Source organism: Myxococcus sp. CA023, from assembly GCF_010998615.1.
In the GTDB taxonomy this organism is placed as follows: domain Bacteria; phylum Myxococcota; class Myxococcia; order Myxococcales; family Myxococcaceae; genus Myxococcus.
The window spans coordinates 20718-41995 of sequence record NZ_JAAEAH010000034.1 but is presented as its reverse complement, the minus strand read 5'-3'; the positions used below and the strand labels follow the sequence as shown (position 1 = coordinate 41995).

Genomic DNA, 21278 nt, shown 5'->3' with positions numbered 1-21278 from the left:
GGTCAACCAAGTGGTTGTTCATTGCCACGGTCGGGAGTATGCTGAACCATGTGGTTTAGCAAAGGCGCCAAGCCTCGGATTGAAAGGAACAGCCATGTCCTCAGCACAGAGCGTCCAGGTTCGCGTCACACGGCGTTTCAACGCGTCGCCTGAGCGGGTGTTCGACGCCTGGCTCAAGCCGGAGATGGTCGGCCAGTGGATGACCGGGCCGACGGTCCGGGACGAGGAGGTGCTGCGGCTCGCCATCGACCCGCGCGTGGGCGGCAAGTTCTCGTTCTTCGTGCGGCGGGCCGGAGAAGAAATCGACCACGTGGGCACCTACCTGGAAATCGACCGGCCGCGCCGGCTCGTCTTCACCTGGCACATCGACAAGGAGGAGGACGAACTCAGCCGGGTGACGGTGGAAATCACACCGCGCGACACCGGCTGTGAGCTGACGCTCACCCACGAGATGGACGCGAAGTGGGCCGACTACGCGAGCCGGACGGAGCAGGGCTGGGCCACCATGATTGACGTCCTTGTCCGCTTGCTGGCGCAGGGCTGACACTCCGGTCGTCCGTCGCGCCTTGATTTAAAGGGCCTCCTGGGGCCGCGTGGATCACCGGAACACGCGCGCGGGATTGGAGGGCAGTGGCATCGAATGCCCGCTGGTGGACGAGTCCCTCTTCCGCACCTACTTCAAGTACTTCGTCGAGAGCGGCTTCCTCCGCGCGCCTGGAGCCTAAGCCCCGGTCCATGCCGGACGGGGCCTTCCCGCCTAGTCGGACACCTCTGGAGGCAGCATGTCCTGACAGCGCCGGATGCCCCGCTGGGCCTCCACGAGCTGCGGATGGTCGCGCTTCAGGGCGCGATAGAGGGTGATGGCCGTCTCGCAGTTGCCGTCGTTCTCCAGGGCGCGGGCGCGGGCCATGCGCTTCGAGGCGTCCTCCACCTTGCCCGCGAGTGCCGCCAGCTCGGGCTCGACGGCCTCCAATCCCAGGCTCCGTGCCTGGGCCAGCCGTTTCATCGCGCTGTCCAGCCGGCCTTCGTTGAAGTCATTGCCGATGTCGATGGCCTGTCCCGCCGCGAGCACCTTGAGCTGCCGGGTCGCGACATCATCGGGCGCCGTCTCCACCGTCCCGGTGGGGCCATGAGGTGACGCTCCGGCCTCTTTGGCGGGTAGCGCCGCAGGGGGCGCCGCTTGCGCCGGGGAGCCGACTGGAACCAGGGTTCCCACCTTGACGTCGTCGCCGCTCCCGCCCCGGAGGGACACGAGGCCCACTCCGCCCAGGAGCAGGACGCCCGCGATGCCCAGCCCCACCACCGCGCTGGACTTCGAGCGCTTCGGCGCCGCGTAGGGGGAGGCCGCGTGCGCCGTCTTGTTGAAGCCCTCCGAGCCCACCCGGAGCCCGGAGGGCGCGGCGGGCTGGGTCAGCGGAATGGGCGCGGTGCCCGTCACCGGCGCGGCCTCCGCCGGGGCGGCGCGCACCAGGGTGGCCTCGGAGCCCTCCGTGCCAAGGAGGAGCGTGGCCGGTCGCGCCGGTTCGAAGCCGCCGCCGGTGATGGCGGGGTTGACGCCGCTGACGGCGCGGCGGCTGGTGAGGGTGGGCAGCGCGTTGACCAGGTCCGACGCGAAGGCCTCCATGGTGGCGTAGCGCTCCTCGCGGCGCTTCGCGGTGGCCTTCTGGATGACGGCGTCGACGGCTGGATGTTGGAGGTCCGCCACCACCTGCGCCAGTCGTGGCATGGGCTGGTGGACCTGCTTCTGCATGATTTCGGAGATGCTGTTGCCGTCGAAGGGCTGCTGACCGGTGAGCAGCTCGAAGAGGACGATGCCCACCGCGTACACGTCCGCGCGGGCGTCCACGTCCAGGCCCATGGCCTGCTCGGGGGACATGTAGCGCGGCGTGCCGGCCACCGAGCCCTGGACGGTGAGCCGTGTCGCGCCGTCGGTGATTCTGGCGATGCCGAAGTCCAGCACCTTCACGTGCCAGCCGCGCATGCCCTGCCGGACCATGATGTTCTCCGGCTTGAGGTCGCGGTGGATGACCTGGCGCGCATGGGCATAGGCGAGCACGTCCGCCACCTGGAGGACGATGTCCACGGCTTCGTCGAGCGCGAGCCGGCCACACGCGGCGAGCAGGCTCTTGAGGTCATCCCCCTCCACGTACTCCATGGAGATGTAGAGGCTGCCTTCCTCGTCCTGCCCGAAGTCGTGCAGCGTCACCGCGTTGGGGTGGGCCACCCGCGCGTAGCTCTTGGCTTCGTTGAGGAAGCGGCGGGCCACGTCCGGGTCCATGGACAGGCCGCTGTTGAGGAACTTCATCGCCACCTGCTGGCCGATGCCCACCTGTTCGGCCAGGTACACCGAACCCATGCCGCCCTGGCCCAGCCGCCGGAGGATGCGGAAGCGGCTCGCCACGACACGGCCGAGCATCCGGTCCACGGCCGGCGCCACCGTCAGCAGCTCGGTGCCACCACAAGCAGGACAGGCGCCGTCCCACTTCTCATGCTGGACCTCGCACCGCTGGCAGATGAAGAGCGACATGGTGTCCTTGCAGGGCCGGAGGGGAGGGGACCGCGGTCAGCGCGTGGCCGGGGCGTAGCGCTGGAAGAGGATGCGTTCCAGCTCGCGAGCTCCCGCCTCGGGGGACTTCCGCTGGGCGGAGGCGGCGCGGAGCACGTCCGTGCGCGCATCTTGCGGCAGGTCCGTCTCCAGCACCGTCAGCGCGCCGTCCAAATCTCCGGCGCGTTGGAGCGCGGCGGCGCGCCACACGCGGTACTCGGTGCGCTCGGGCGCCGCTGATGCGGCCTTCGCGAACAGGCGCTGCGCCCCGGCGGAGTCTCCACTCTGGAGCGCCGCGAGCCCTTCCAGGAAAGGCGCCTGGGCAGCGGCCGTGGCGGACGACTCCCCCGTGTCGCGAGCCAGGTCGAAGAGCGCGCCGGACTCCCGCAGGCGCGCCGTGGGGAGCGCTTCACCGGCCAGGGCCCGTTGGTGCAGGTTGTCGGTGGTGGACTGGGAGGCCGCGCTCAGCCGTGCGGCCATGTCTCCCAGGTCCGTGCCCAGGTAGCCCTCGGACACCAGCGTGCGCAGCGTCTCGCCCGCCGCGCCGGGGCCCACCAGCCGGCCTTCCTCCAGCGCGGCGAAGAAGCCGGCCTTCAGCTCCACGTGCCGGGCCGTCATGTCGGGCGGCACCTTGTTGCGCTTCTTGCGGCGCGCGGCCTTCAGCTTGCGCTCGCACAGGGCCAGCTCGCGCTGTGCCTTGGTGCGGTCCTGGATGTCCGGCGCGCTGCGCACGTAGGCGCGGTAGGCGGCGCAGGCACCGGGGACGTCCTTCGCCCCCATGCGCGCGCGGGCCAGGCCCAGGTAGGCGGGCAGCAGGGACGGATTGGCGCGCGTGGCCTGGAGCAATACCTCCGCCGCGTCCTTGTGCTTGCGCTTGTTGTAGAGGCGGGTGCCCTCGGCCAGCAGCGCATCGCCACGGCCGACGGAGGGCCCCACCAGGGGCTCGGCCAGGGACAGGCCACACGTCAGCAGAACACACGCCCACGTCAGGCGCCGCAGGTCAGAACGCATAGCCCAGCCCTCCGCGAATGTTGCTCGTTCCGGCAATCTTCTTCAGCAGCGTGAAGCTGTGCTGGTACGCGGCGGAGGCGTACAGGCCCTCGTACACGAAGATGCGCGCGGTGGCCTGTCCGGACGCGTGCAGGTCCATCGCGTAGAGGCCGTCCTTGAAGATGGCCGCGTCACCCGCGCGTTCCTTCACCAGCAGTCCTCGGCCCTCCAGTCCCACCTGGATGGCGAAGGACACGGGCCCGAGCACGTAGCGCAGCTGCGGCTGGAGCGCGCGCAGCGACACCGCCTGCACCCGCGTGTCCAGCGACGACACGCCGTCCGGCCCCGCGCCGCCCACTCCAGGCGGTACGTCGATGCCCAGCGTCCATGTGTCGCCGGTGGAGGCGTAGGTGGCGCCCACCAGCATGACGCCGAAGAACTGGCCATAGCGGCCGTACTCGACGCCCACGCCGCGCAGGTTGCGCGAGCCCGGCGCGCGCACGTCCCGGGTGCGCAGGCTCTCCAGCTCCTCCGAGGTGCTCAGCGGCTGGGACGCCAGCGACGTGCCCGTGAGGCGCTGCATCTCGAATGAGGCCTCCAGGTAGCTTTGCCGCGCCATGGTGGCTTCCTTGCGGCGGCGCATGGCCAGCTTGAAGGACTGCATGGAGGTGGGCGTCAGCGCGTGCTCCAGCGTGTATGTCCCGCCGGGTGCGATCTCCGCCTTCACCTCGTGGGGCTCGTAGCCGTCCAGCGTCAGCGACACCCTGCGCGTGCCGGGCTGGATGCCCTGGTCCACCGCGGTGGTCCCCACCGGCTGGCCGTCCACGCGAATCTCCGCGCCCTCCGGCTGTGCCTTCACCACCAGCCGCGCGGGCACCTTCTCCAGCGCGGCGTCCAGCTTCACCTGCTGGCGCGAGCTCATCACGCGCGTCTCTTCCTTCGGAAGGTGCGAAGCCAGCTCGAAGCGGAAGGTGTGCTCACCCGGAAGCACCTCCGTGGTGAAGGGCGTGGAGCCCACCTTCACGCCGTCGATGAAGACGGTGGCCCCCGCGGGCGTCGTCTCCGCCACCACCGTGGCATTGAGCGACAGGAACTTCACCAGCACGCCGGCCAGGGCCTTCTCGAACGCCGGGTTCGCCGTCTCCGCCTGACCCCGGGCGCCCGTGCCGGGCCGGACGCTGACGGCGCGGAAGCGGTAGCCGGCGTCGTCCTGACCCACCTGCACCAGCACCACACGCTCCAGGCCCAGTGATTCCAGGTACGCCTCCAGCGGCTCCCGGCAGTGGGCCTCCCCGGACACGCAGCGCAGGTCGCCGCCCTGGCCCTTCAGGTGCATTGCCAGGGCGCCCCGGCCGATGAGCTGCTCCGCCTGCACGTCCTGCGGTATCAGCGCGGCAATCCCTTCCTCGGTGCGTTGCAGCAACGCGTCCTGTCCTGGGTACAGGGCCTGGACGAGCCACAGCGTGTGCGAAGGGGTGGGAGCCTGGGTGCCCGGGGGCATTCCGGGTGCGGCGCCGGCGCTCAGCGCCAGGCTGACACTCAGGAGACAGGAGACGAACATGGCGTCCTCGGGGGAGGGGGCCGCGGCGGAACCGACCGGCGGCCCCCGTCCAAGGTGTACGCCAATGAACGCTCTCCTGCCTAGGGGGGAGGCCCGAGAACGGAGGGATTTCTGGGAAGGCGCCTTCCAGGGCCTTCCTGCTCGCCTGTCCTTCGGCCGCATGCAGGGAAGCTGGGGGCTGGAGGTCGCCTGGGGTGTGAGGAATGCGCATCGTTCCCCCGGTCGCAACACCTCCGAGGAGGCGGAATGGTTCTCCCTGGCAAGGGAATGAGCTGGAAGAAGTTCTTTCTGGCGCTGAAGGACGAGTGGACGCGCGACGAGGTGGGGGACGTCGCTGGCGCGCTCACCTTCCGGATGATTCTGGCGCTGTTCCCATTCCTGCTGTTCCTGGTGTCGCTGGCGGGCCTCCTCATCGAGCCCGCCCAGGCCCAGGTGCTCATCCAGGAACTGGCGCGGGTGGCGCCCCGGGAAGTGACGTCCATCCTGAGCGAGCGCATCGAGGCGCTGGCGAACAGCCGGCCGGTGGGGCTGCTGACAGTGGGCGGTGTCGGTGCCGTCTGGGCGGCCTCCGCGGGCGTGGTGGCGCTGATGACGGCGCTCAACAAGGTCTACGGCGTGACGGAGTCGCGTCCCATCTGGAGACTGCGCGGCATCGCGTTGCTGGTGACGCTGGGCGGAGCGGCGGTGGCCATCCTCGCTGCGTTCGCGGTCATCGTCACGCCCGTCATCGCTGGCAAGCTTCCCGGCGGGTTGGGCACCGTGCTCATGTGGCTGCGGCTCCCGGTAGCGGGCCTGATGATGATGTTCCTGTGGGCGGTGCTGTATTTCGTGCTGCCGGACGTGAATCAGAAGTTCCGTTTCATCACCCCGGGCTCGGTGGTGGGCGTGCTCATCTGGGTGTTCGCGTCGTGGGGCTTCTCCCAGTATGTGGCCAACTTCGGCAGGTACGACGTCAACTACGGCGCCATCGGTGGTGTCATCGTCATGCTGCTGTGGATGTGGATCTCCGCGCAGGTCATCCTGCTGGGCGCGGAAATCAACGCCATCCTCGAGCACCGCTCCCCGGACGGAAAGGCGCCGGGCCAGAAACTCCCGGAGCAGGGTAAGGCGCTGACCGCCACCAAGACGGAGCTGGAGGCGGGAGGCGCGTCGCTTCCGGGCGCTCCGGGCTTCCAGCCCGTGGTGGACCCGGTGACGGGCCGGCCCCTGGATGACCCACCGTCTGCTCCACCCAGGCTGCGTGACACGCCGCTCGCGGCGGCCTTCAAGTGGACCGTGGGCATCGGCCTGGGGTTGTTCCTGCTGCGCAAGTCGGCCCCCCGGTAGGCCGTCTTTCTTTTCCCAGCGAAGAATGGGCAGACACGCCCCGGCTTCCATCCGCGCCACCTGCCGCGGATGGGAGCGGGGCGTTCGTGCGTGACGACTGGTGGCTTTTGACTCACGGCGCCATTCCGGTGTGAAGGGTTGTCGTGGCAGGGGGCTTGTGGTGCGCCTACCCCCAGTGCGAGCGTGCGCGCCTTGTTGGATGGACGACAGTGACTGACGTCGTCCACTGGCAGTCCCCCTCGGACATTCCCCCCCCCGCACCCTGATTGCCCCCGCGCACGCACGACGTGCGCCCTGGAGTTCCGATGTCTCAGACCCCCTTCTGGCCACTGCGCTGCGGCGCGGTGCTTCTCACGGCTCAACTCGTCCTTGCCTGTGGCGGTGGCGAACCGAAGCCTCCACCTCCCACCGACCTCACGCCGCCCACGACGCGCGCCACGCCCGCGGGAGGCGACTTCACCACCTCCGTGGTGGTGACGCTGGCCTGTGACGACGGCGGCGGCAGTGGCTGCGCGGCCACGTACTACACGCTGGATGGCTCCACGCCCGGCACTGGCTCCACGCAGTATCGCGAGCCCTTCACGCTGGGGAGCACCACCACGGTGCGCTTCTACTCCGTGGACGCGGCGGGCAACGCGGAGGCGCCGGGGACGGCGACATTTACTCTGGTGGGTTCGGCGGACACGGAGCCGCCCAGCACGGTGGCCAACCCCGCGAGCGGCTCGTTCAGCAGCCCCCGGAGCGTGGCGCTGACGTGTGACGACGGCGCGGGCAGCGGCTGCTCGGCCACGCACTACACGCTGGATGGCAGCGTTCCCACGCAAGCCTCGCCGCGCTACACGGCGCCCCTGTCCATCGCCACGTCCACCACGCTGCGCTTCTTCTCCGTGGACCGGGTGGGCAACGTCGAGGCGGTGCGGCAGGCGCGCTACGTCGTGGACACGGAGGCGCCCCAGGTGGCCGCGGTGCCACGAGGTGGCACGTTCACCGGTACGCGTGCCGTCACGCTGACGTGTGATGACGGCGAGGGCAGCGGCTGCGCCGCCATTCACTACACCACCAACGACGCCATTCCCTCATTGGACTCGCCCGTCTATCAGGAGCCCCTGGTGCTGACGGCCACCACCCGCGTGCGCTTCATCGCGGTGGACTGGGCGGGCAATGTCTCCGACGTGGTGTCGGAGCTGTACACGCGGGAGGCTTCAGCGGAGGACCGCACCTCGCCCACGACGACGGCGACGCCCGCGGGAGGCACCTACCGGAGCACGCAGTCGGTGGTGCTGGCCTGCACGGACAACGCCGACGGCAGTGGCTGCGCGGCCACGTACTACACGCTGGATGGCAGTGCGCCCACGACTTCCAGCCTCCGCTACACGGCGGCCATCTCCATCTCCTCCAGCGCCACGCTGCGCTTCTTCTCCGTGGACCTGGCGGGCAACGCCGAGCCGGCGAAGTCCGAGCAGTACACCCTGGACACGGTGGCGCCGGTGACGACGGTTTCTCCCGGGGGCGGATCGTACACGGATGCCGTCACCGTGACGTTGTCGTGCAGCGACAGCGGCTCGGGTTGCCGCGAGACGCGTTACACGCTGGATGGCTCCACGCCTGGCACCGGCTCCACGCAGTATCGCGAGCCCTTCACGCTGGGGAGCACCACCACGGTGCGCTTCTACTCCGTGGACGCGGCGGGCAACGCGGAGGCGCCGGGGACGGCGACATTTACTCTGGTGGGTTCGGCGGACACGGAGCCGCCCAACACGGTGGCCAACCCCGCGAGCGGCTCGTTCAGCAGCCCCCGGAGCGTGGCATTGACGTGTGACGACGGCGCGGGCAGCGGCTGCGCGGCCACGCACTACACGCTGGATGGCAGTGTTCCCACGCAAGCCTCGCCGCGCTACACGGCGCCCCTGTCCATCGCCACGTCCACCACGCTGCGCTTCTTTTCCGTGGACCGGGTGGGCAACGTCGAGGCGGTGCGGCAGGCGCGCTACGTCGTGGACACGGAGGCGCCCCAGGTGGCCGCGAACCCACGGAGTGGCGCGTTCACCGGAACGCGCGCCGTGACGCTGGCGTGTGACGACGGTGAGGGCAGCGGCTGCGCCGCCATCCACTACACCACCAATGGCGCCATTCCCACCCTGGACTCCTCCGTCTATCAGGAGCCCCTGGTGCTGACGGCCACCACCCGCGTGCGCTTCATCGCGGTGGACTGGGCGGGCAATGTCTCTGACGTGGTGTCGGAGATGTACACGCGGGAGGCTTCAGCAGAGGACCGCACCCCGCCCTCGACGACTGCGACGCCCGCGGGAGGCACCTACCAGAGCACGCAGTCGGTGGTGCTGGCTTGCACGGACAACGCCGACGGCAGTGGCTGCGCAGCCACGTACTACACGCTGGATGGCAGTGCGCCCACGACTTCCAGCCTCCGCTACACGGCGGCCATCTCCATCTCCACCAGCGCCACGCTGCGCTTCTTCTCCGTGGACCTGGCGGGCAACGCCGAGCCGGCGAAGTCCGAACAGTACACCCTGGACACGGTGGCGCCGGTGACGACGGCCTCGCCCGCAGGCGGCTCGTACACGGATGCCGTCACCGTGACGCTGTCGTGCAGTGACAGCGGCTCGGGGTGCCGCGAGACGCGTTACACGCTGGACGGCTCGGCGCCGGAGGCGGGCTCGCCGGTGTACGCGGGACCTTTCTCCATTTCCGTCAGCACGACGCTTCGCTTCGCCTCGGTGGACCACGCGGGCAACGTGGAGCTGGCGAAGCAGGCGGTCTACGTGCTGCCCTCCCTGGACCGGCTCGCCTCGGAGCAGATCCAGGCGGTTCGCAATGCCGCGACTGGCTCGGTGAACCTGGTCATCAGCGGCGCTCGCATCACCTATGTCAAGCCGGCCGTGGGCAACATGGTGAATGACGCGGCGGGCTTCTTCCTCCAGGCCGAGCAGGCAGGGCCCGCGCTCTTCGTCGAGGTGGACCCGCTCACGTTCACTCCCGAGCCGCAGGCGGGCGCCCGGGTGCGTGTCACCGTCTCCGAGAAGAGCCTCGTGAATGGCCAGACACGCGCCCGCATCTCCGCGTACACCGTGCTCAGCACGGGCCACTCGCTGTCGGACCTGGTCCAGGACGTGAGCGGCGTGGATGTCACCACGGGCACTCCGCCCGCCTACGAGTCCGAGTACATCTCCATCACCGGCACCATTGGCAACCCGGGCTTCTCCAATGCCGGGCTCGGCCACGTCCAGGCGCCGTTCACGACGGCGGGCGTTCCCGAAAGTTCTCCAGGCGCGGCGGCCCTGCGGCTGCGCGTCGCGGAGCCGTTCCACGACACCCTGGCGCTCTCGCAGGGGTGCTCACTGACGGTGGTGTCTCCGCTCTGGGTCTTCATGAGCGGGACACAGACGACTCATACCATCCAGCCCTCCGTGTGGACGGAGAGCCAGGCCACCGTCCACTCCTGCCCGGCGCCTCGGGTGACGGGGGCGCAGGCGATGCACCACGATTCGGTCATCCTGCGATTCACCCGCGCCATCGACCCGCTCTCTGTCCAGCGCAACGGCAGCCAGTTCTCCATCCCAGGGCTGAGCGTCGTGGATGCGGTCGTGCTGAGTACCGGCGAGGTCTGGCTCAGCACCGCCAGCCAGACGCCGCGGCAGCAGTATACGGTGACGGTGGCGAGCAGCGTGCGGGACCGGCGCGGCGTCTCCGTCGACAGCGCGGCCGATTGGACGAGCTTCCCGGGCTACCAGGTGCCGGCCCGGCTGCGTCTGTCCGAGGTGGCGCCCAATGTTCAGCAGAACCGGGACCTGGTGGAGCTGTCCGTCCTGACGAGCGGCTCCGTCATGGGGGCCACGCTCCTGGATGGAAACGCCATCTTGGCGACGCTGCCGGACGTGCAGGTCGCGTCGGGGGACATCATCGTCATCCACCTCAACCCGGACCGCGTCACACCGGGCGCGGATGCCCCGGGCTCGGAGACGCTGAGCAAGACGCAGTACCCCGCCTCCTCCTACTTCTGGAACTATGACACCGCCTGGGATTTCCACGGCACCACGCTCGGCGTGGGGACCGGCAACCGGACCTTGCGCATCCGGGACGGATTCGACGTCACCCAGGATGCGCTGGCTGTCGTCGTTCCGAGCAATTCCTTCGCGGGCTATCCCGCGCTGCTCCAGGCGCTCCAAGACGAGTCCCTGTGGCTGCCGGCGAACTGCAACGGCGTGCTGTGCACGTATTCGAGCTTCCCGACTGCATGGGAGGTCTCCGTGGATTGGTCTCAGGCCTTCGTCACCCAGGGCCGGTCCTATTCCGTGCAGCGCATCGGTGCCACGGACTCGGACACGCGGGGTGACTGGTTCGTGGGCGGCTCCTCGTTCGGCGTCCGGAACCCGTAGTCCCTCCAGGGCAGGGTGAAACGACAATCGCCGCCTCGTCCCGGGAGCGTATCCCCGGGCCGGGCGGCGATTCGTGTTTCCGCGTCGTGCCTGTTCCTACCGGCGGCGCGCGGCGACGTCGGAGTGCTTCTCCACGAACTCCGAGTAGGGCCCGTTGAAGTCGAGCACCTCCTGGCCTGCCTGGAGCGACCAGATGCGGGTGGCCACCTCGGAGATGAGCTCCTGGTCGTGCGTGACGACGATGACCGTGCCCTCGTACTTCTGGAGGCCTTCGGCCAGCGCGGCGATGGACTCGAGGTCCAGGTGGTTGGTGGGCTCGTCGAGCACCAGCACGTTGTCCTGCATGATCATCAGCTTGGACAGGAGCAGCCGCACCGTCTCACCACCGGAGAGGGTGTCGGTGTTCTTCATCCGCTCCTCACCGGAGAAGAGCATCCGGCCCAGCACGCCGGAGATCTCCTCGTTGGTGAGCTTGTCGTGCAGGTCACGCAGCCAGCCGAAGCAGGTGGTGCCCTTGCGCACGACGCCATGGTGGTCCTGCGGCAGGTAGCCCACGGAGGCCTGGTGGCCCCAGCCAATCTTCCCGCCGTCCGGCTCCAACTGGCCGGCAATCATCTTCACCAGCGTGGACTTGCCCACGCCGTTGCGGCCGATGACGCAGACCTTCTCGCCCTTGCAGACCAGGGCGTTGAAGGGCTTGATGACCTCCTGGCCCTCGAAGGACTTGTGGATGCCTTCGACCATCAGCGTCTGCTTGCCGCTGACCACCTTCTGGTCGAAGCGGATGAACGGGCGCGCGATGTTGGAGCGCTTGAGGTCGTCCGACTTCAGCTTGTCGATCTGCTTGATGCGGCTCTGCACCTGCGAGGCGCGGGTACCGGCGTGGAAGCGCGCGACGAAGTCCTGGAGCTGGGCAATCTTCTTCTTCTTCTCCTCGGTCTCGGACTCGACGCGGCTGCGCACCTGCGCCTTCTGCCGGACCATGTCGTCATACCCACCGGGGTAGTGGATGATGGTCTCGTAGTCGATGTCCGCGATGTGCGTGCAGATGGCGTTGAGGAAGTGCCGGTCGTGGCTGATGGTGACGAGCACGCCCTCGTAGTCGTGGAGGAAGCTCTCCAGCCAGCGGATGGAATCGATGTCCAGGTTGTTCGTGGGCTCGTCGAGGAGCAGGCCTTCCGGCTTGCCGAACAGCGCCTGCGCGAGCAGCACGCGGAGCTTGAGGCCGCCGGTGAGCTGCTTCATGGGCTCTTCGTGAAAGGCCTGGTCGATGCCAAGGCCCGCCAGCAGGGTGGCCGCGTCGCTCTCCGCCGAGTAGCCGTCCTCCTCGGCGATGACGCCCTCCAGGTCGCCCAGGCGGTTGCCGTCCTCCTCGGTGATGTCGGACTTGGTCAGCAGCTCGTTCTTCTCGGACATGGCCGCCCACAGGGGACGGTTGCCCATGAGCACCACGTCGAGGACGCGGTTGTCCTCGTAGCGGAAGTGGTCCTGGCGCAGGATTCCCAGCTTGCGAGGCCGGACGATGTTGCCCATGTCCGCTTCCTCGTCCCCGGCGAGGATCTTCATGAACGTGGACTTCCCGGCCCCGTTCGGACCGGTCAGGCCGTAGCGGCGGCCCGGCGAGAACGTGACGTTGACGTCCTCGAAAAGCTTCTTGGGCCCGTAGGCCTTGGAGACGTTGATGACGTTGAACATGGCGGCGGCGTTGTAGCGGAAATGGTGCGGTGGGCCAAAGCGGCGAGGTGTTTCGCGTTCTGAAGGAGACCGCGAGGACTCCATGTAACCGCTGGGAAGGCGGGAGAATGCCGCCCCGGTGTCGACTTCAGGCCCCGGAAGCGGCGGCGGGGGACGTGAGATGCCGGGAGGCCGGCGGCGTTCCGCCTCGGACGGAATGCCAGGACGCCTGTACGGCTGTCCAGGAGGGCAGGAGGCCCGGATGGCGGGTGGGGGCGCGGGCAGGGCAGATGGATGCGGTGCCTGCCGGGCATGACGGGTATAAGGGCCGGCCCATGGCCGTTCGTTTCGAGCTCCTCACCACCGACCCTACGGGCGCCCGTGCAGGCATCCTGCACACACGCCGGGGTTCCTTCAAAACCCCCATGTTCATGCCGGTGGCCACCCACGCGGGCTTCCGGCACCTGGCCATGGAGGAGGTGAAGGAGGCGGGCGCCAGCATCCTGCTGGCCAACACCTACCACCTGATGCTCCGGCCGGGCGCCGAGGTCTTCAAGCGCTTCGGCGGCATCCACCCCTTCATGCAGTGGGACGGGGGCGTGCTCACCGATTCGGGCGGCTTCCAGATTTTCTCCCTGCCGGAGGACCGGCTCATCACGGAGAAGGGCGCCCACTTCCGCAGCTTCTACGACAACAGCCGGCAGCTCCTCAGCCCCGAGTCGAGCATCGCCATGCAGCAGGCCATCAACTCGGAAATCATGATGGTGCTGGACGTGTGCATCGACTCGCGGACCGACGAGGCCGGCACGCGCGAGGCCATGGAGCGCACCCACCGCTGGGCGGTGCGCAGCCTGGAGGCGAAGGCGTCGCGAGACACCGGGCAGGCGATGTTCGGCATCGTCCAGGGCGGCGTCTTCCCTCACCTGCGTGACGAGAGCGCGGACTTCCTGACGAAGCTGCCCTTCGACGGCTTCGCCATTGGCGGTCTGGCCGTGGGCGAGACGAAGGTGGAGCGCGAGTCCATGACGTTGCGCGCCACCGCGTCCCTGCCCGCTGACAAGCCGCGCTACCTGATGGGCGTGGGCACGCCCACGGACCTGGTGGAAGCCGTGCTGCGCGGTGTGGACATGTTCGACTGCATCATCCCCACCAAGATGGCGCAGCAGGGGTATGCGTACACGTTCAGCGGGCTCATCCGCATCTCCCGCAGCGTGTTCCGCCTCTCCGACGAGCCGCTGGACGCGGAGTGCGACTGCTACGTGTGCAAGCGCTACACGCGCGGCTACCTGCAGCACCTGATGCGGGGCAAGCACCACCTGGGCTCGCGCTTCCTGTCCGTGCACAACGTTCGGCACTACCAGAAGCTGATGGGGCGCATCCGCGAGGGCATCCTGAGTGGTACGTACGCGCAGGTGTACCGCGAGCTGAAGGCGGCCATCGCCACGCCCAAGGACTTGAAGGACGAGGCCAACGCGCGCGAGGTGACGCTGAAGGAGGTCGGGTGAGCACCGCACCCGAAGCCAACCCGCGCGACGGCGACTTCGAGCTCATCACCCTGCGCAATGGCGCTCGCGCCGTGCGGCACCTGGGCCATGGCGAGGTGATGCACCCCTCCGTGGGGCCGTGGCAGGAAGCGCTGCGCCTCTATGTGGAGCAGGCACGGCTGGCGGACCGGCTGCGCCAGCCAGGGCCGCCGCTGGTGATTCATGACGTGGGGCTGGGCGCCGCCACCAACGCGGTGGCCGCGCTCACCTGTGCCAGGAGTCTGGGCGCGGAGCAGCGCCGGCTGTTGGAGGTGGTCAGCTTCGAGGTGGACCTGGCGCCGCTGCGGCTGGCACTGGCGGACGCCGAGGGCTTTCCCTTTCTCCAGCCGTTTCGTGACGCCGCGGAGACGCTGATGCGCGACGGGGTGTGGGAGGAGGAGGGGCTCCGCTGGCGGCTGCTGCTGGGGGACGCGGTGCCTCACCTGGACGGCACGCTGCCCGTGGCGGACCTCGTCTACTTCGACCCGTTCTCTCCGGCGTCCAATCCGGACATGTGGACCGAAGCGGTGCTGGCCCGCGTGCGCCGGCACTGCCGCGAGGACGGGGAGGGGACGTTGCTGCTCACGTACAGCGCGGCCACGCCCACGCGGGTGACGTTGCTGCTGGCCGGGTTCTTCGTTGGCGCGGGTGTGTCGACGGGGACGAAGGGCGAGACGACGGTGGGCGCCACGCGGCGTGAGTCGCTGGAGGCGCCGCTCGGTGAGCGGTGGCTGGAGCGATGGAAGCGATCGTCGTCCCGGGCACCTCATGGTGGGCAGCTCACGCCCGACATCGAGGCGCGCGTGCTGGCGCACCCGCAGTGGCGGTGACGGGCCGGGCCGCACGGTGCCCGTCGGCACGCCAAGATGTGTGGCTCGGCACGGCGTTGGGTCGGGTTTCCGGGGCGGGTGCTGCTTCCTCCCCTGCGTGCGGGCTCCGAGTGACGGAAGACATTCGCCGCGGTCCGGGGTAATCGACGGGACATGCACGACGTCCTTCAGATGGAGGACTGGGGCGGCACCGGTCCGGTGCTGCACCTGGCCCACGCCAACGGCTTTCCTCCGGGGTGCTACCGCAAACTCATCGAGCACCTGAAGCCGCGCTACCACGTCTTCACGCTTCGCACGCGGTGCCTCGTGCCGGGCTCCGACCCGTTGGAGATGCGGACCTGGGATGACATGGCGGATGACCTGATTCACGCCCTGCGTGCTCACGGCGTGCAGGGTATCGTGGGCGTGGGGCACAGCATGGGCGGCGTGGCGACGCTGCTGGCCTCCGCGAAGGCGCCCGCGCTCTTCCGGGCCGTGGTTGCGTTGGACCCGGTGTTGTTCACGGGGGCGCGGGAATGGGCGCTCCGTGCCTTGACGCTGCTCGGGCTGCGAAGCCGCGTGCCGCCCGCGAGTCTGGCGCGGCGGCGGCGTGAGTCGTGGGGCGCTCGTGAAGACGCTGCGCGAAGCTACGGCAAGAAGCCGCTGTTCGCGCGCTTCGACCCGGAGTGCTTCCAGGACTACATCACCCACGGCCTCACCGAGGCCCCGAGCGGTGGCTTCCGGCTGACCATCCCCAAGGCCTGGGAGGCGCGTGTCTTCGAGACGTCTCCGAAGGATGTCTGGCGCGAGCTGGGCACCGTGAACGTCCCGTCTCTGGTGATTCGCGGCGGTGAGTCCGGCACGCTGACGCGCGACGCGCTGGAGCGGGCCCGCCTCACCTTGAATGATCCCCAGACGGAGGAGCTTCCCGGCGCGGGGCACCTCTTCCCGCTGGAACAGCCGGAGCGATGCGCCCAGCGCATCGTCGCGTTCCTCGATGGCCTGGAGTCGGCCCGTTCGGCTGCCAGGGCCGTGCGTTGAACCGCAAGGGCGGGTGCTGAGATGTCCGACCCCGACGGCCTTCAGGGGCGCTGACCGGACCCCTCCGGAGTGACCTTGCGAGGTCGCTGTTCGGAAATGTCGGGACTTTTGTCGCGCCAAAACCCCCGACATTTCCGAACAGCGAGCTCCGTGTCCGCGACCGGACCCCCACCTGCTGAGGCCACTTCGGGGGCGTGCACCCTGCGTTCGGACACCCATCCGTTGGGTTCGGCGCTCGTCGATGCCGGCCCAGCGGCTTGCGCCTCCCGATGGCCCGAGACCTGACGGGGCCAGAGAGCCTGCGCGCAAACGCCCATCCATTGGGCTCGGCGCTCCTTGCGGCTGGCCCAACGGCTTGCGCCCCTCCGGATGGCCCGGTCCCGGACGCGGCCGGGTACCCGCGCGCGGATATTCATCCGTTGATGATCTCGGCGCTCCTTGGAGTCGGCTCAGCGGCTTTCGCTCTCCGGATGCCCCGGGAGCTGATGGAGCAGGGGCGCTTCCAGGAACCTCGCCCGTGCAGCCTCGCGCGCGAGGAAGGCCTGCCTCGCGCGCAGGATGTCCTGGCCTCGCCGTGCTTCGAGGACCTCGAGATAGGGGCCGACACTCTTCCTGACGCGGCAGATTTCCGCGAAGTGTCGAACCTCATCCGAGGTGGTGAGCCCTGAGAGGAGGGAGTCGTGGAGTGCCCGCACTGCGATGGGGAATCCCAGCTTGTTTCGATACTTGAACAGGTCCGCGACCGTCTTCGCGACGCCGTAGACGGTGATGGGCAACCCCCAGAGCAGACGGTGCTCGATGCCCTCGGTCTGTGCGCACCCCGAGAAGCGGACCACCTGGAGCGGTGGCTGGTCCCAGCGCGGTTTACGCGCATGCGCTCCAATGGCCATCCAGACCTCTGTGGGGGATTCAGGCAGCAAGCCGTGGACCCACAGCGCGGACTTCAGGCAGAGCACGCCCCGGGGGACGCGCTTCACGGCAATGGCCGCGGCTGTCACCATCGCGCTCGAGCGAGCCCAGACGCCGGGCGCGACTTCTCGCAGGGCTCCGACATTGCACAGCAGGTTGAGCTGGCTGCGTGGAGCGCCATGTGTCTCCAGGTCTCGAGACCGCAGCAACCCCAATGATTCCGCCAGCGCGGCCACGGAAGGCCGGCTCTTGTAGCCAGGCCGCCGGCGAATTCTGCTTCCCATTCCCCATCCCTCCCCAGCGCCCGGCGTTCCCGGCGCGCATACCGGGATCAGCGTACCGGGGAGGCCCGACAGACTTCCGCCAGGTGGCTCAGCGCGTGGCCTGCTCCTTCGTGGAGAAGGTGAACTCCGCGCGGCGGTTCCTGCGGAACGCATCTTCCGTGTGCGCGTCCGACAGCGGGCGCTCCTCGCCGTAGGAGACGATGGAGAGCTGCGAGGACTCCACGCCCAGGTTGCGCAGGTAGTCGCGCACCACGGCCGCGCGGCGGTGGCCCAGCGCGATGTTGTACTCCGTGGTGCCCAGCTCGCAGGTGTGGCCCGACACCGTCACCCGCGTGAGGGGCCGTTCCCGCAGGCCCGTGGCGAGCTGCGCGAGCATGTCGCGCGACTCGGGCCGCAGCGTGGCCGAGTCGAGCTCGAAGTACACCGGGTCCGACGACAACGAGCCCATTGCCCGGCGGGCCGCTTCTTCATCCTCATCCGCGTTGCGGGTTGACGTCGCCGCCGTGGCGGTGGGGCTCCGGTGCTGGTCCGGAAGATTGTCCGTCACGGAGGACGGCTTCTGCTTGGAGGCGCAACCAACCAGACTGACCGCGGCAAGGAGAGACAGGAGGGTTCGGTTCATGCCTCCTGTCATTTTCAAGCCCCGTGCCGTGCGTCCGTCCCTCTGAGACACCCGAACCGTGGCACGTCCACCGTTGCAGCGTGCCCAGGTCAGCGTTGCGGATTGCCTTCCGCGCGTTCGCGGCGGTGGATGGTGGAGACGTCGATGCCGAGCAACTCCGCGGCCTTCGTCTTGTTTCCCCCGCAGCGAGCCACGGCCCAGGCGATGTACTCCGTCTCCACCTGCCGCAGCGGGATGATGGTGCGCTGCGCCGCGGCCAGCGGGTGGTTCTCCTGGCTGGTGTCCGAGGGCAGATGGGGGCGCAGTTGCGGCAGATCCACCACCTCCGTCGAGCCGAGCACGACCAGCCGCTGCACCAGGTTCTCCAGCTCGCGCACGTTGCCCGCCCAGGGCAGGGCCGCCAGCGCTGCCAGCGTCTCCGGGGAGAACCGCTGCACGACGGAGCGCGGATTGCGCGCCTTGGCCTGCTGGAGGAAGTGCTCGATGAGCGCGGGGATGTCCTCGCGGCGCTCGCGCAGGGGCGGCAGCCGCAGCGTGACGACGTTGAGCCGGTAGAAGACGTCCGCGCGGAAGCGGCCTTCCTTGACGCGCGTCTCCAGGTCCTGGTGCGTCGCGGCCACCACCCGCACATCCACCGTGCGCGAGCCGTCCGCGCCCACGGCCCGCACCTCGCCGTCCTCCAGTACGCGGAGCAGCCGGGCCTGGAGCTCGGGGGCCATGTCGCCAATCTCGTCCAGGAACAGCGTGCCGCCGTCCGCCTCCACGAAGAGGCCACGCCGGGCCGTGGTGGCGCCGGTGAAGGCGCCTTTGACGTGGCCGAACAGCTCACTCTCCAGGAGCGCGTGTGGCAGCGCGGTGCAGTTGACGGCCACGAAGGGCCCCTCGCGCCGGGTGCCCTCGAAGTGCAAAGCCCGGGCGACCAGCTCCTTGCCGCTGCCGCTCTCGCCGCGCACCAGCACCGGGGCGCCGGACCAGGCCACCCGCTCAATCAACGCGTAGAGGTCGCGCATCGCGGTGCTGCTGCCCACCAGGGCGCCCAGGCCCCCGCGGTCCGCGGCCTGCTGCTTGAGCGCGCGGTGCTCGGTGCGCAGGCGGCGCTGCTCCAGCGCGCGCTCCAGGGACAGGCGCACCTCGTCCAGCCGGAAGGGCTTGGTGAAGTAGTGGAACGCGCCGCGCTTCATCGCCTCCACGGCGTTCTCCACGCCGCCGAAGGCCGTCATCATCACTACGGGCAGGTCCGGGTCCAGCTTGCGCGCGGCGTCGAGCACGTCGAAGCCGTCCACGTCCTGCATGCGCAGGTCGCACAGCACCGCGTCGTAGACGCGCGCGCGCAACTGGGCGATGGCATCCGCGCCGCCGGTGGCGATGTCGACCTTGTAGCCGTCGTCCGTCAGCGGTTCCTTCAACATCTGCCCCATCTCGACGTGGTCGTCGACGACGAGGACCCTGGCTCTAGACGACATGTCGCTCCTCTCCGGCGGGCGCCGCGGCGGGCCAGCGCACGGTGACGCGGGTGCCTCGCTCTGGCGCGCTGTCCAGTTCGATACGGCCTCCGTGGTTGCGCACGATGTGCGCCACCATCGTCAGGCCCAATCCGGTGCCCTGGCCGCGCTTCTTGGTGGTGAAGAAAGGGTCGAAGACCTGGTGGACATGGCGGGGGGCGATACCGCAGCCGTTGTCCTCGACGTCCACGCGCACCATGCCCCAGGCGCCCGGTGCGTCTCCGGTGTCCATGCTCGCGCTCAGCCGGACGAGTCCGCCGGCCCCGCACGCGTCACATGCGTTGAGCACCAGGTTGATGAGCACCTGCTGGAACTGGTCGGGGTCGGCCGCCACCGCGGGCACGGGCGAGGCGACCGTCACCTCCAGCTTCAGGCGCCGCCGCTCGGCCTCCATCCACAGCAACTCCCGCACGCTGTGCACCAGGGGCTCCAGCGGGACCGACTGCGCGTCCGCTGGCCGGAGCCGGGAAAAGTCGAGCAGCTGGCGCAGCGTCCGGCTCACCCTGTCTATCTGCCCGACGATGGTGCCCAGGCCGGCTGCCTGCGGGTGCTCGCGTCCCAGCTTCTCCTGCACGTACTCGGCCCGGCCGCGGACGATGCCCAGCGGCGTGCCAATCTCATGGGCGATGCCCGCCGCCAGCACGCCCACCGTGGCCAGCTTCTCCGCGCGCAGCAGCTGTCCTTCCAGCGCGCGCAGGCTGCTCAGGTCCTCGATGACGACCAGCGTGTGGACCTCCGGGGTGTTCGGCTCCAGCGGCACCGCGTGGACGTTGTACTGGCCGGGCTCTTCGAAGAGGCAGAGCGGTTCACCGTGGAGGCTGCGCACCCGGCCGTCGCTCGTGGCCGCGTGAACCAGGTCCTCCAGCCGCTGGATGACGGGGGCCTGGGCCTGGGGAAAGGCCGCCGTCAGGGGCTGGCCCACGACGTCCGCCGGCATGCGGGCGCTCAGCGCGCGGTTGGCGGCGGAGATGTGCCGGGTGGAGGAGAGCGCCAGGACCCCGGTGGGGATGTTGTCGAGAATCTTCTGCGTCTTGTCGTGCAGGTGCGCCAGCCGCTGCGCATGGAGCTGGCTGTCCCGCAGGGCTTCCGCCCGGCTGCGCGCGAGCACCACGTACACTCCGAAGGCGATGAGGAACCCGGAGACGAGCACCGCCGCCAGCGACAGGCGCAGCACCAGGCCGCGCTCATGGATCCGGAGCACGCGCGTCGACGCGAGCGTCGCCACCGGCCATGCCGCGCCATTCTTGAACCGCACCGGGCTGAAGGTGGCCACCACCTCCGAATCGCCCAGGCCGAGCCGGGCGGCCTCCTTGCGATCGATGATGCGCGTGCCCGACTCACCCGCGCGAAGCGCCCGCGCCAGCGCCGCGAGGCCGGGCGTCTGGTGGCCGTCGGTGTCCAGCCGCCGGTACCTGTCCGCCAGGTTCGGGTGGGTCAACGCCGTCGGCGTTCCATCGACTCCCAGCACTAGCAGCTGCGTCTCCGAGTCCGACGCGAGCAGCTTCAGCGGGGCGAAGCGCGGCTCGGCGTCCACCAGCACCACGACGACGGCGCCGCTGTCCTGCGCGTCCTCCGGCAACGCGGTGGCGAAGGCGCGCAGCCAGCCCGATTGGGCCCGGGGAAGGGGCGGGGATGAGATGACGTGGCCCGGCGGATGACTGCGGGCCTGCGCCACGGTGAGGGCCAGGTCCTCCGCGGTGAACTGGTGCGTCATCGTCGCCGCGCTGCGCCGGTCCACCAGTCGGAGCCGTTCCTGTCCGTCCGTTCCGAAGACGAGGATGGCCTTGTACTGACCCACCGCCTCCAGCAGGGCGCGCATCTCGCGCCGGTGCTCCTCGGCGGTGCCCGGCTGGGCCAGCAGCTCGCCCGCGAAGCGCAGGTCCTCCTCCGCGCTCTCCAGGGCGGCGGAGACGCCGCGCACGGCCTCCAGCAGCTGCGCCTGTCGCTCGCGGGCCATCTGGTCCACCAGCGCCTGCCGGTCGCGCTGCATGAAGTGCAGGACGCCCGCGATGATGCCGGAGAGCATCAGACACAGCAACAGCACGGGGAGGACAGGCAGGCGCATGAACACGGGACGCAGGGGCGACACCGGCGCGGG

15 protein-coding genes are annotated in these 21278 nt (G+C 69.5%); 7 read left to right on the top strand and 8 right to left on the bottom strand.

What is annotated here, in order from left to right; all coding sequences use genetic code 11:
* Positions 1–94: 94 nt before the first annotated feature.
* Together F8M74_RS16600 and F8M74_RS38470 are read left to right on the top strand one after the other, a co-directional pair.
* Positions 95–544, top strand: a complete 450-nt coding sequence (locus F8M74_RS16600) for an SRPBCC domain-containing protein (RefSeq protein ID WP_141255207.1) — start codon at positions 95–97, stop codon at positions 542–544.
* 49 nt (positions 545–593) lie between these two features.
* A complete protein-coding gene (locus F8M74_RS38470; RefSeq protein ID WP_255470875.1) occupies positions 594–725 on the top strand; it encodes a hypothetical protein in 132 nt (43 codons plus the stop codon).
* Positions 726–757: 32 nt separating this feature from the next.
* Here F8M74_RS38470 and F8M74_RS16595 read toward each other — a convergent pair whose 3' ends face one another.
* Genes F8M74_RS16595 through F8M74_RS16585 form a run of 3 tightly spaced genes read right to left on the bottom strand, consistent with a single transcriptional unit; the run spans position 758 to position 5096 of the window.
* Entirely contained in the window at positions 758–2527 is a 1770-nt protein-coding gene (locus tag F8M74_RS16595) for a serine/threonine-protein kinase (RefSeq protein ID WP_141255208.1), read from the bottom strand.
* Positions 2528–2563: 36 nt separating this feature from the next.
* Positions 2564–3556, bottom strand: a complete 993-nt coding sequence (locus tag F8M74_RS16590) for a lipopolysaccharide assembly protein LapB (RefSeq protein WP_141255209.1) — start codon at positions 3554–3556, stop codon at positions 2564–2566.
* Positions 3546–5096, bottom strand: coding sequence for a PEGA domain-containing protein (locus tag F8M74_RS16585; protein ID WP_228559641.1), 1551 nt, complete (start codon positions 5094–5096; stop codon positions 3546–3548). The genes F8M74_RS16590 and F8M74_RS16585 overlap by 11 nt, the downstream gene beginning before the upstream one ends.
* A gap of 246 nt (positions 5097–5342) precedes the next feature.
* On the opposite strand from F8M74_RS16585, the gene F8M74_RS16580 reads away from it, so the two are divergent.
* The gene (locus F8M74_RS16580; RefSeq protein ID WP_141255211.1) at positions 5343–6422 is read left to right on the top strand and encodes a YihY/virulence factor BrkB family protein; all 1080 of its coding nucleotides are present in this window, start codon (positions 5343–5345) and stop codon (positions 6420–6422) included.
* 305 nt (positions 6423–6727) lie between these two features.
* Positions 6728–10816, top strand: a complete 4089-nt coding sequence (locus tag F8M74_RS16575; protein ID WP_153881037.1) for a chitobiase/beta-hexosaminidase C-terminal domain-containing protein — start codon at positions 6728–6730, stop codon at positions 10814–10816.
* 96 nt (positions 10817–10912) lie between these two features.
* Here the strand turns inward: F8M74_RS16575 and F8M74_RS16570 are convergent, their stop codons facing one another.
* Complete coding sequence (locus F8M74_RS16570) at positions 10913–12511, bottom strand: ABC-F family ATP-binding cassette domain-containing protein (RefSeq protein ID WP_141259029.1); 1599 nt, start codon at positions 12509–12511, stop codon at positions 10913–10915.
* 314 nt (positions 12512–12825) lie between these two features.
* Between F8M74_RS16570 and tgt the strand changes: the two genes are divergently transcribed.
* The 3 genes from tgt to F8M74_RS16555 all read left to right on the top strand — a co-directional run bounded on the left by tgt (position 12826) and on the right by F8M74_RS16555 (position 15863).
* Entirely contained in the window at positions 12826–13995 is a 1170-nt protein-coding gene (gene tgt, locus F8M74_RS16565) for a tRNA guanosine(34) transglycosylase Tgt (RefSeq protein WP_141258556.1), read from the top strand.
* A complete protein-coding gene (locus F8M74_RS16560) occupies positions 13992–14843 on the top strand; it encodes a tRNA (5-methylaminomethyl-2-thiouridine)(34)-methyltransferase MnmD (protein WP_141258557.1) in 852 nt (283 codons plus the stop codon). Before tgt ends, F8M74_RS16560 begins: the two co-directional genes overlap by 4 nt.
* Before the next feature lie 153 nt (positions 14844–14996).
* A complete protein-coding gene (locus F8M74_RS16555; RefSeq protein WP_141258558.1) occupies positions 14997–15863 on the top strand; it encodes an alpha/beta fold hydrolase in 867 nt (288 codons plus the stop codon).
* Positions 15864–16312: 449 nt separating this feature from the next.
* On the opposite strand, the gene F8M74_RS16550 is transcribed toward F8M74_RS16555, so the two are convergent.
* The 4 genes from F8M74_RS16550 to F8M74_RS16535 form a co-directional block, all read right to left on the bottom strand.
* Entirely contained in the window at positions 16313–17056 is a 744-nt protein-coding gene (locus F8M74_RS16550; RefSeq protein WP_216620518.1) for a type IV toxin-antitoxin system AbiEi family antitoxin domain-containing protein, read from the bottom strand.
* Between the two features lie 88 nt (positions 17057–17144).
* Positions 17145–17678, bottom strand: coding sequence for an OmpA family protein (locus F8M74_RS16545; RefSeq protein ID WP_141258559.1), 534 nt, complete (start codon positions 17676–17678; stop codon positions 17145–17147).
* An 89-nt stretch (positions 17679–17767) separates the two neighbouring features.
* Complete coding sequence (locus tag F8M74_RS16540; protein WP_141258560.1) at positions 17768–19141, bottom strand: sigma-54 dependent transcriptional regulator; 1374 nt, start codon at positions 19139–19141, stop codon at positions 17768–17770.
* On the bottom strand, positions 19131–21245 hold the full coding sequence (locus F8M74_RS16535; RefSeq protein ID WP_171410426.1) for a nitrogen regulation protein NR(II): 2115 nt from the start codon (positions 21243–21245) through the stop codon (positions 19131–19133). Before F8M74_RS16535 ends, F8M74_RS16540 begins: the two co-directional genes overlap by 11 nt.
* Positions 21246–21278: the final 33 nt, after the last annotated feature.

Excerpts from the sequence above, each read along its gene's own strand:
- F8M74_RS16535 (WP_171410426.1), bottom strand. The coding sequence starts at position 21,245 with ATGCGCCTGCCTGTCCTCCCCGTGCTGTTGCTGTGTCTGATGCTCTCC.
- F8M74_RS16595 (WP_141255208.1), bottom strand. The coding sequence starts at position 2,527 with ATGTCGCTCTTCATCTGCCAGCGGTGCGAGGTCCAGCATGAGAAGTGG.
- F8M74_RS16570 (WP_141259029.1), bottom strand. The coding sequence starts at position 12,511 with ATGTTCAACGTCATCAACGTCTCCAAGGCCTACGGGCCCAAGAAGCTT.
- F8M74_RS16540 (WP_141258560.1), bottom strand. The coding sequence starts at position 19,141 with ATGTCGTCTAGAGCCAGGGTCCTCGTCGTCGACGACCACGTCGAGATG.
- F8M74_RS16550 (WP_216620518.1), bottom strand. The coding sequence starts at position 17,056 with ATGGGAAGCAGAATTCGCCGGCGGCCTGGCTACAAGAGCCGGCCTTCC.
- F8M74_RS16545 (WP_141258559.1), bottom strand. The coding sequence starts at position 17,678 with ATGAACCGAACCCTCCTGTCTCTCCTTGCCGCGGTCAGTCTGGTTGGT.
- F8M74_RS16600 (WP_141255207.1), top strand. The coding sequence starts at position 95 with ATGTCCTCAGCACAGAGCGTCCAGGTTCGCGTCACACGGCGTTTCAAC.
- F8M74_RS16585 (WP_228559641.1), bottom strand. The coding sequence starts at position 5,096 with ATGTTCGTCTCCTGTCTCCTGAGTGTCAGCCTGGCGCTGAGCGCCGGC.
- F8M74_RS16590 (WP_141255209.1), bottom strand. The coding sequence starts at position 3,556 with ATGCGTTCTGACCTGCGGCGCCTGACGTGGGCGTGTGTTCTGCTGACG.
- tgt (WP_141258556.1), top strand. The coding sequence starts at position 12,826 with ATGGCCGTTCGTTTCGAGCTCCTCACCACCGACCCTACGGGCGCCCGT.
- F8M74_RS16580 (WP_141255211.1), top strand. The coding sequence starts at position 5,343 with ATGGTTCTCCCTGGCAAGGGAATGAGCTGGAAGAAGTTCTTTCTGGCG.
- F8M74_RS16555 (WP_141258558.1), top strand. The coding sequence starts at position 14,997 with ATGCACGACGTCCTTCAGATGGAGGACTGGGGCGGCACCGGTCCGGTG.
- F8M74_RS16575 (WP_153881037.1), top strand. The coding sequence starts at position 6,728 with ATGTCTCAGACCCCCTTCTGGCCACTGCGCTGCGGCGCGGTGCTTCTC.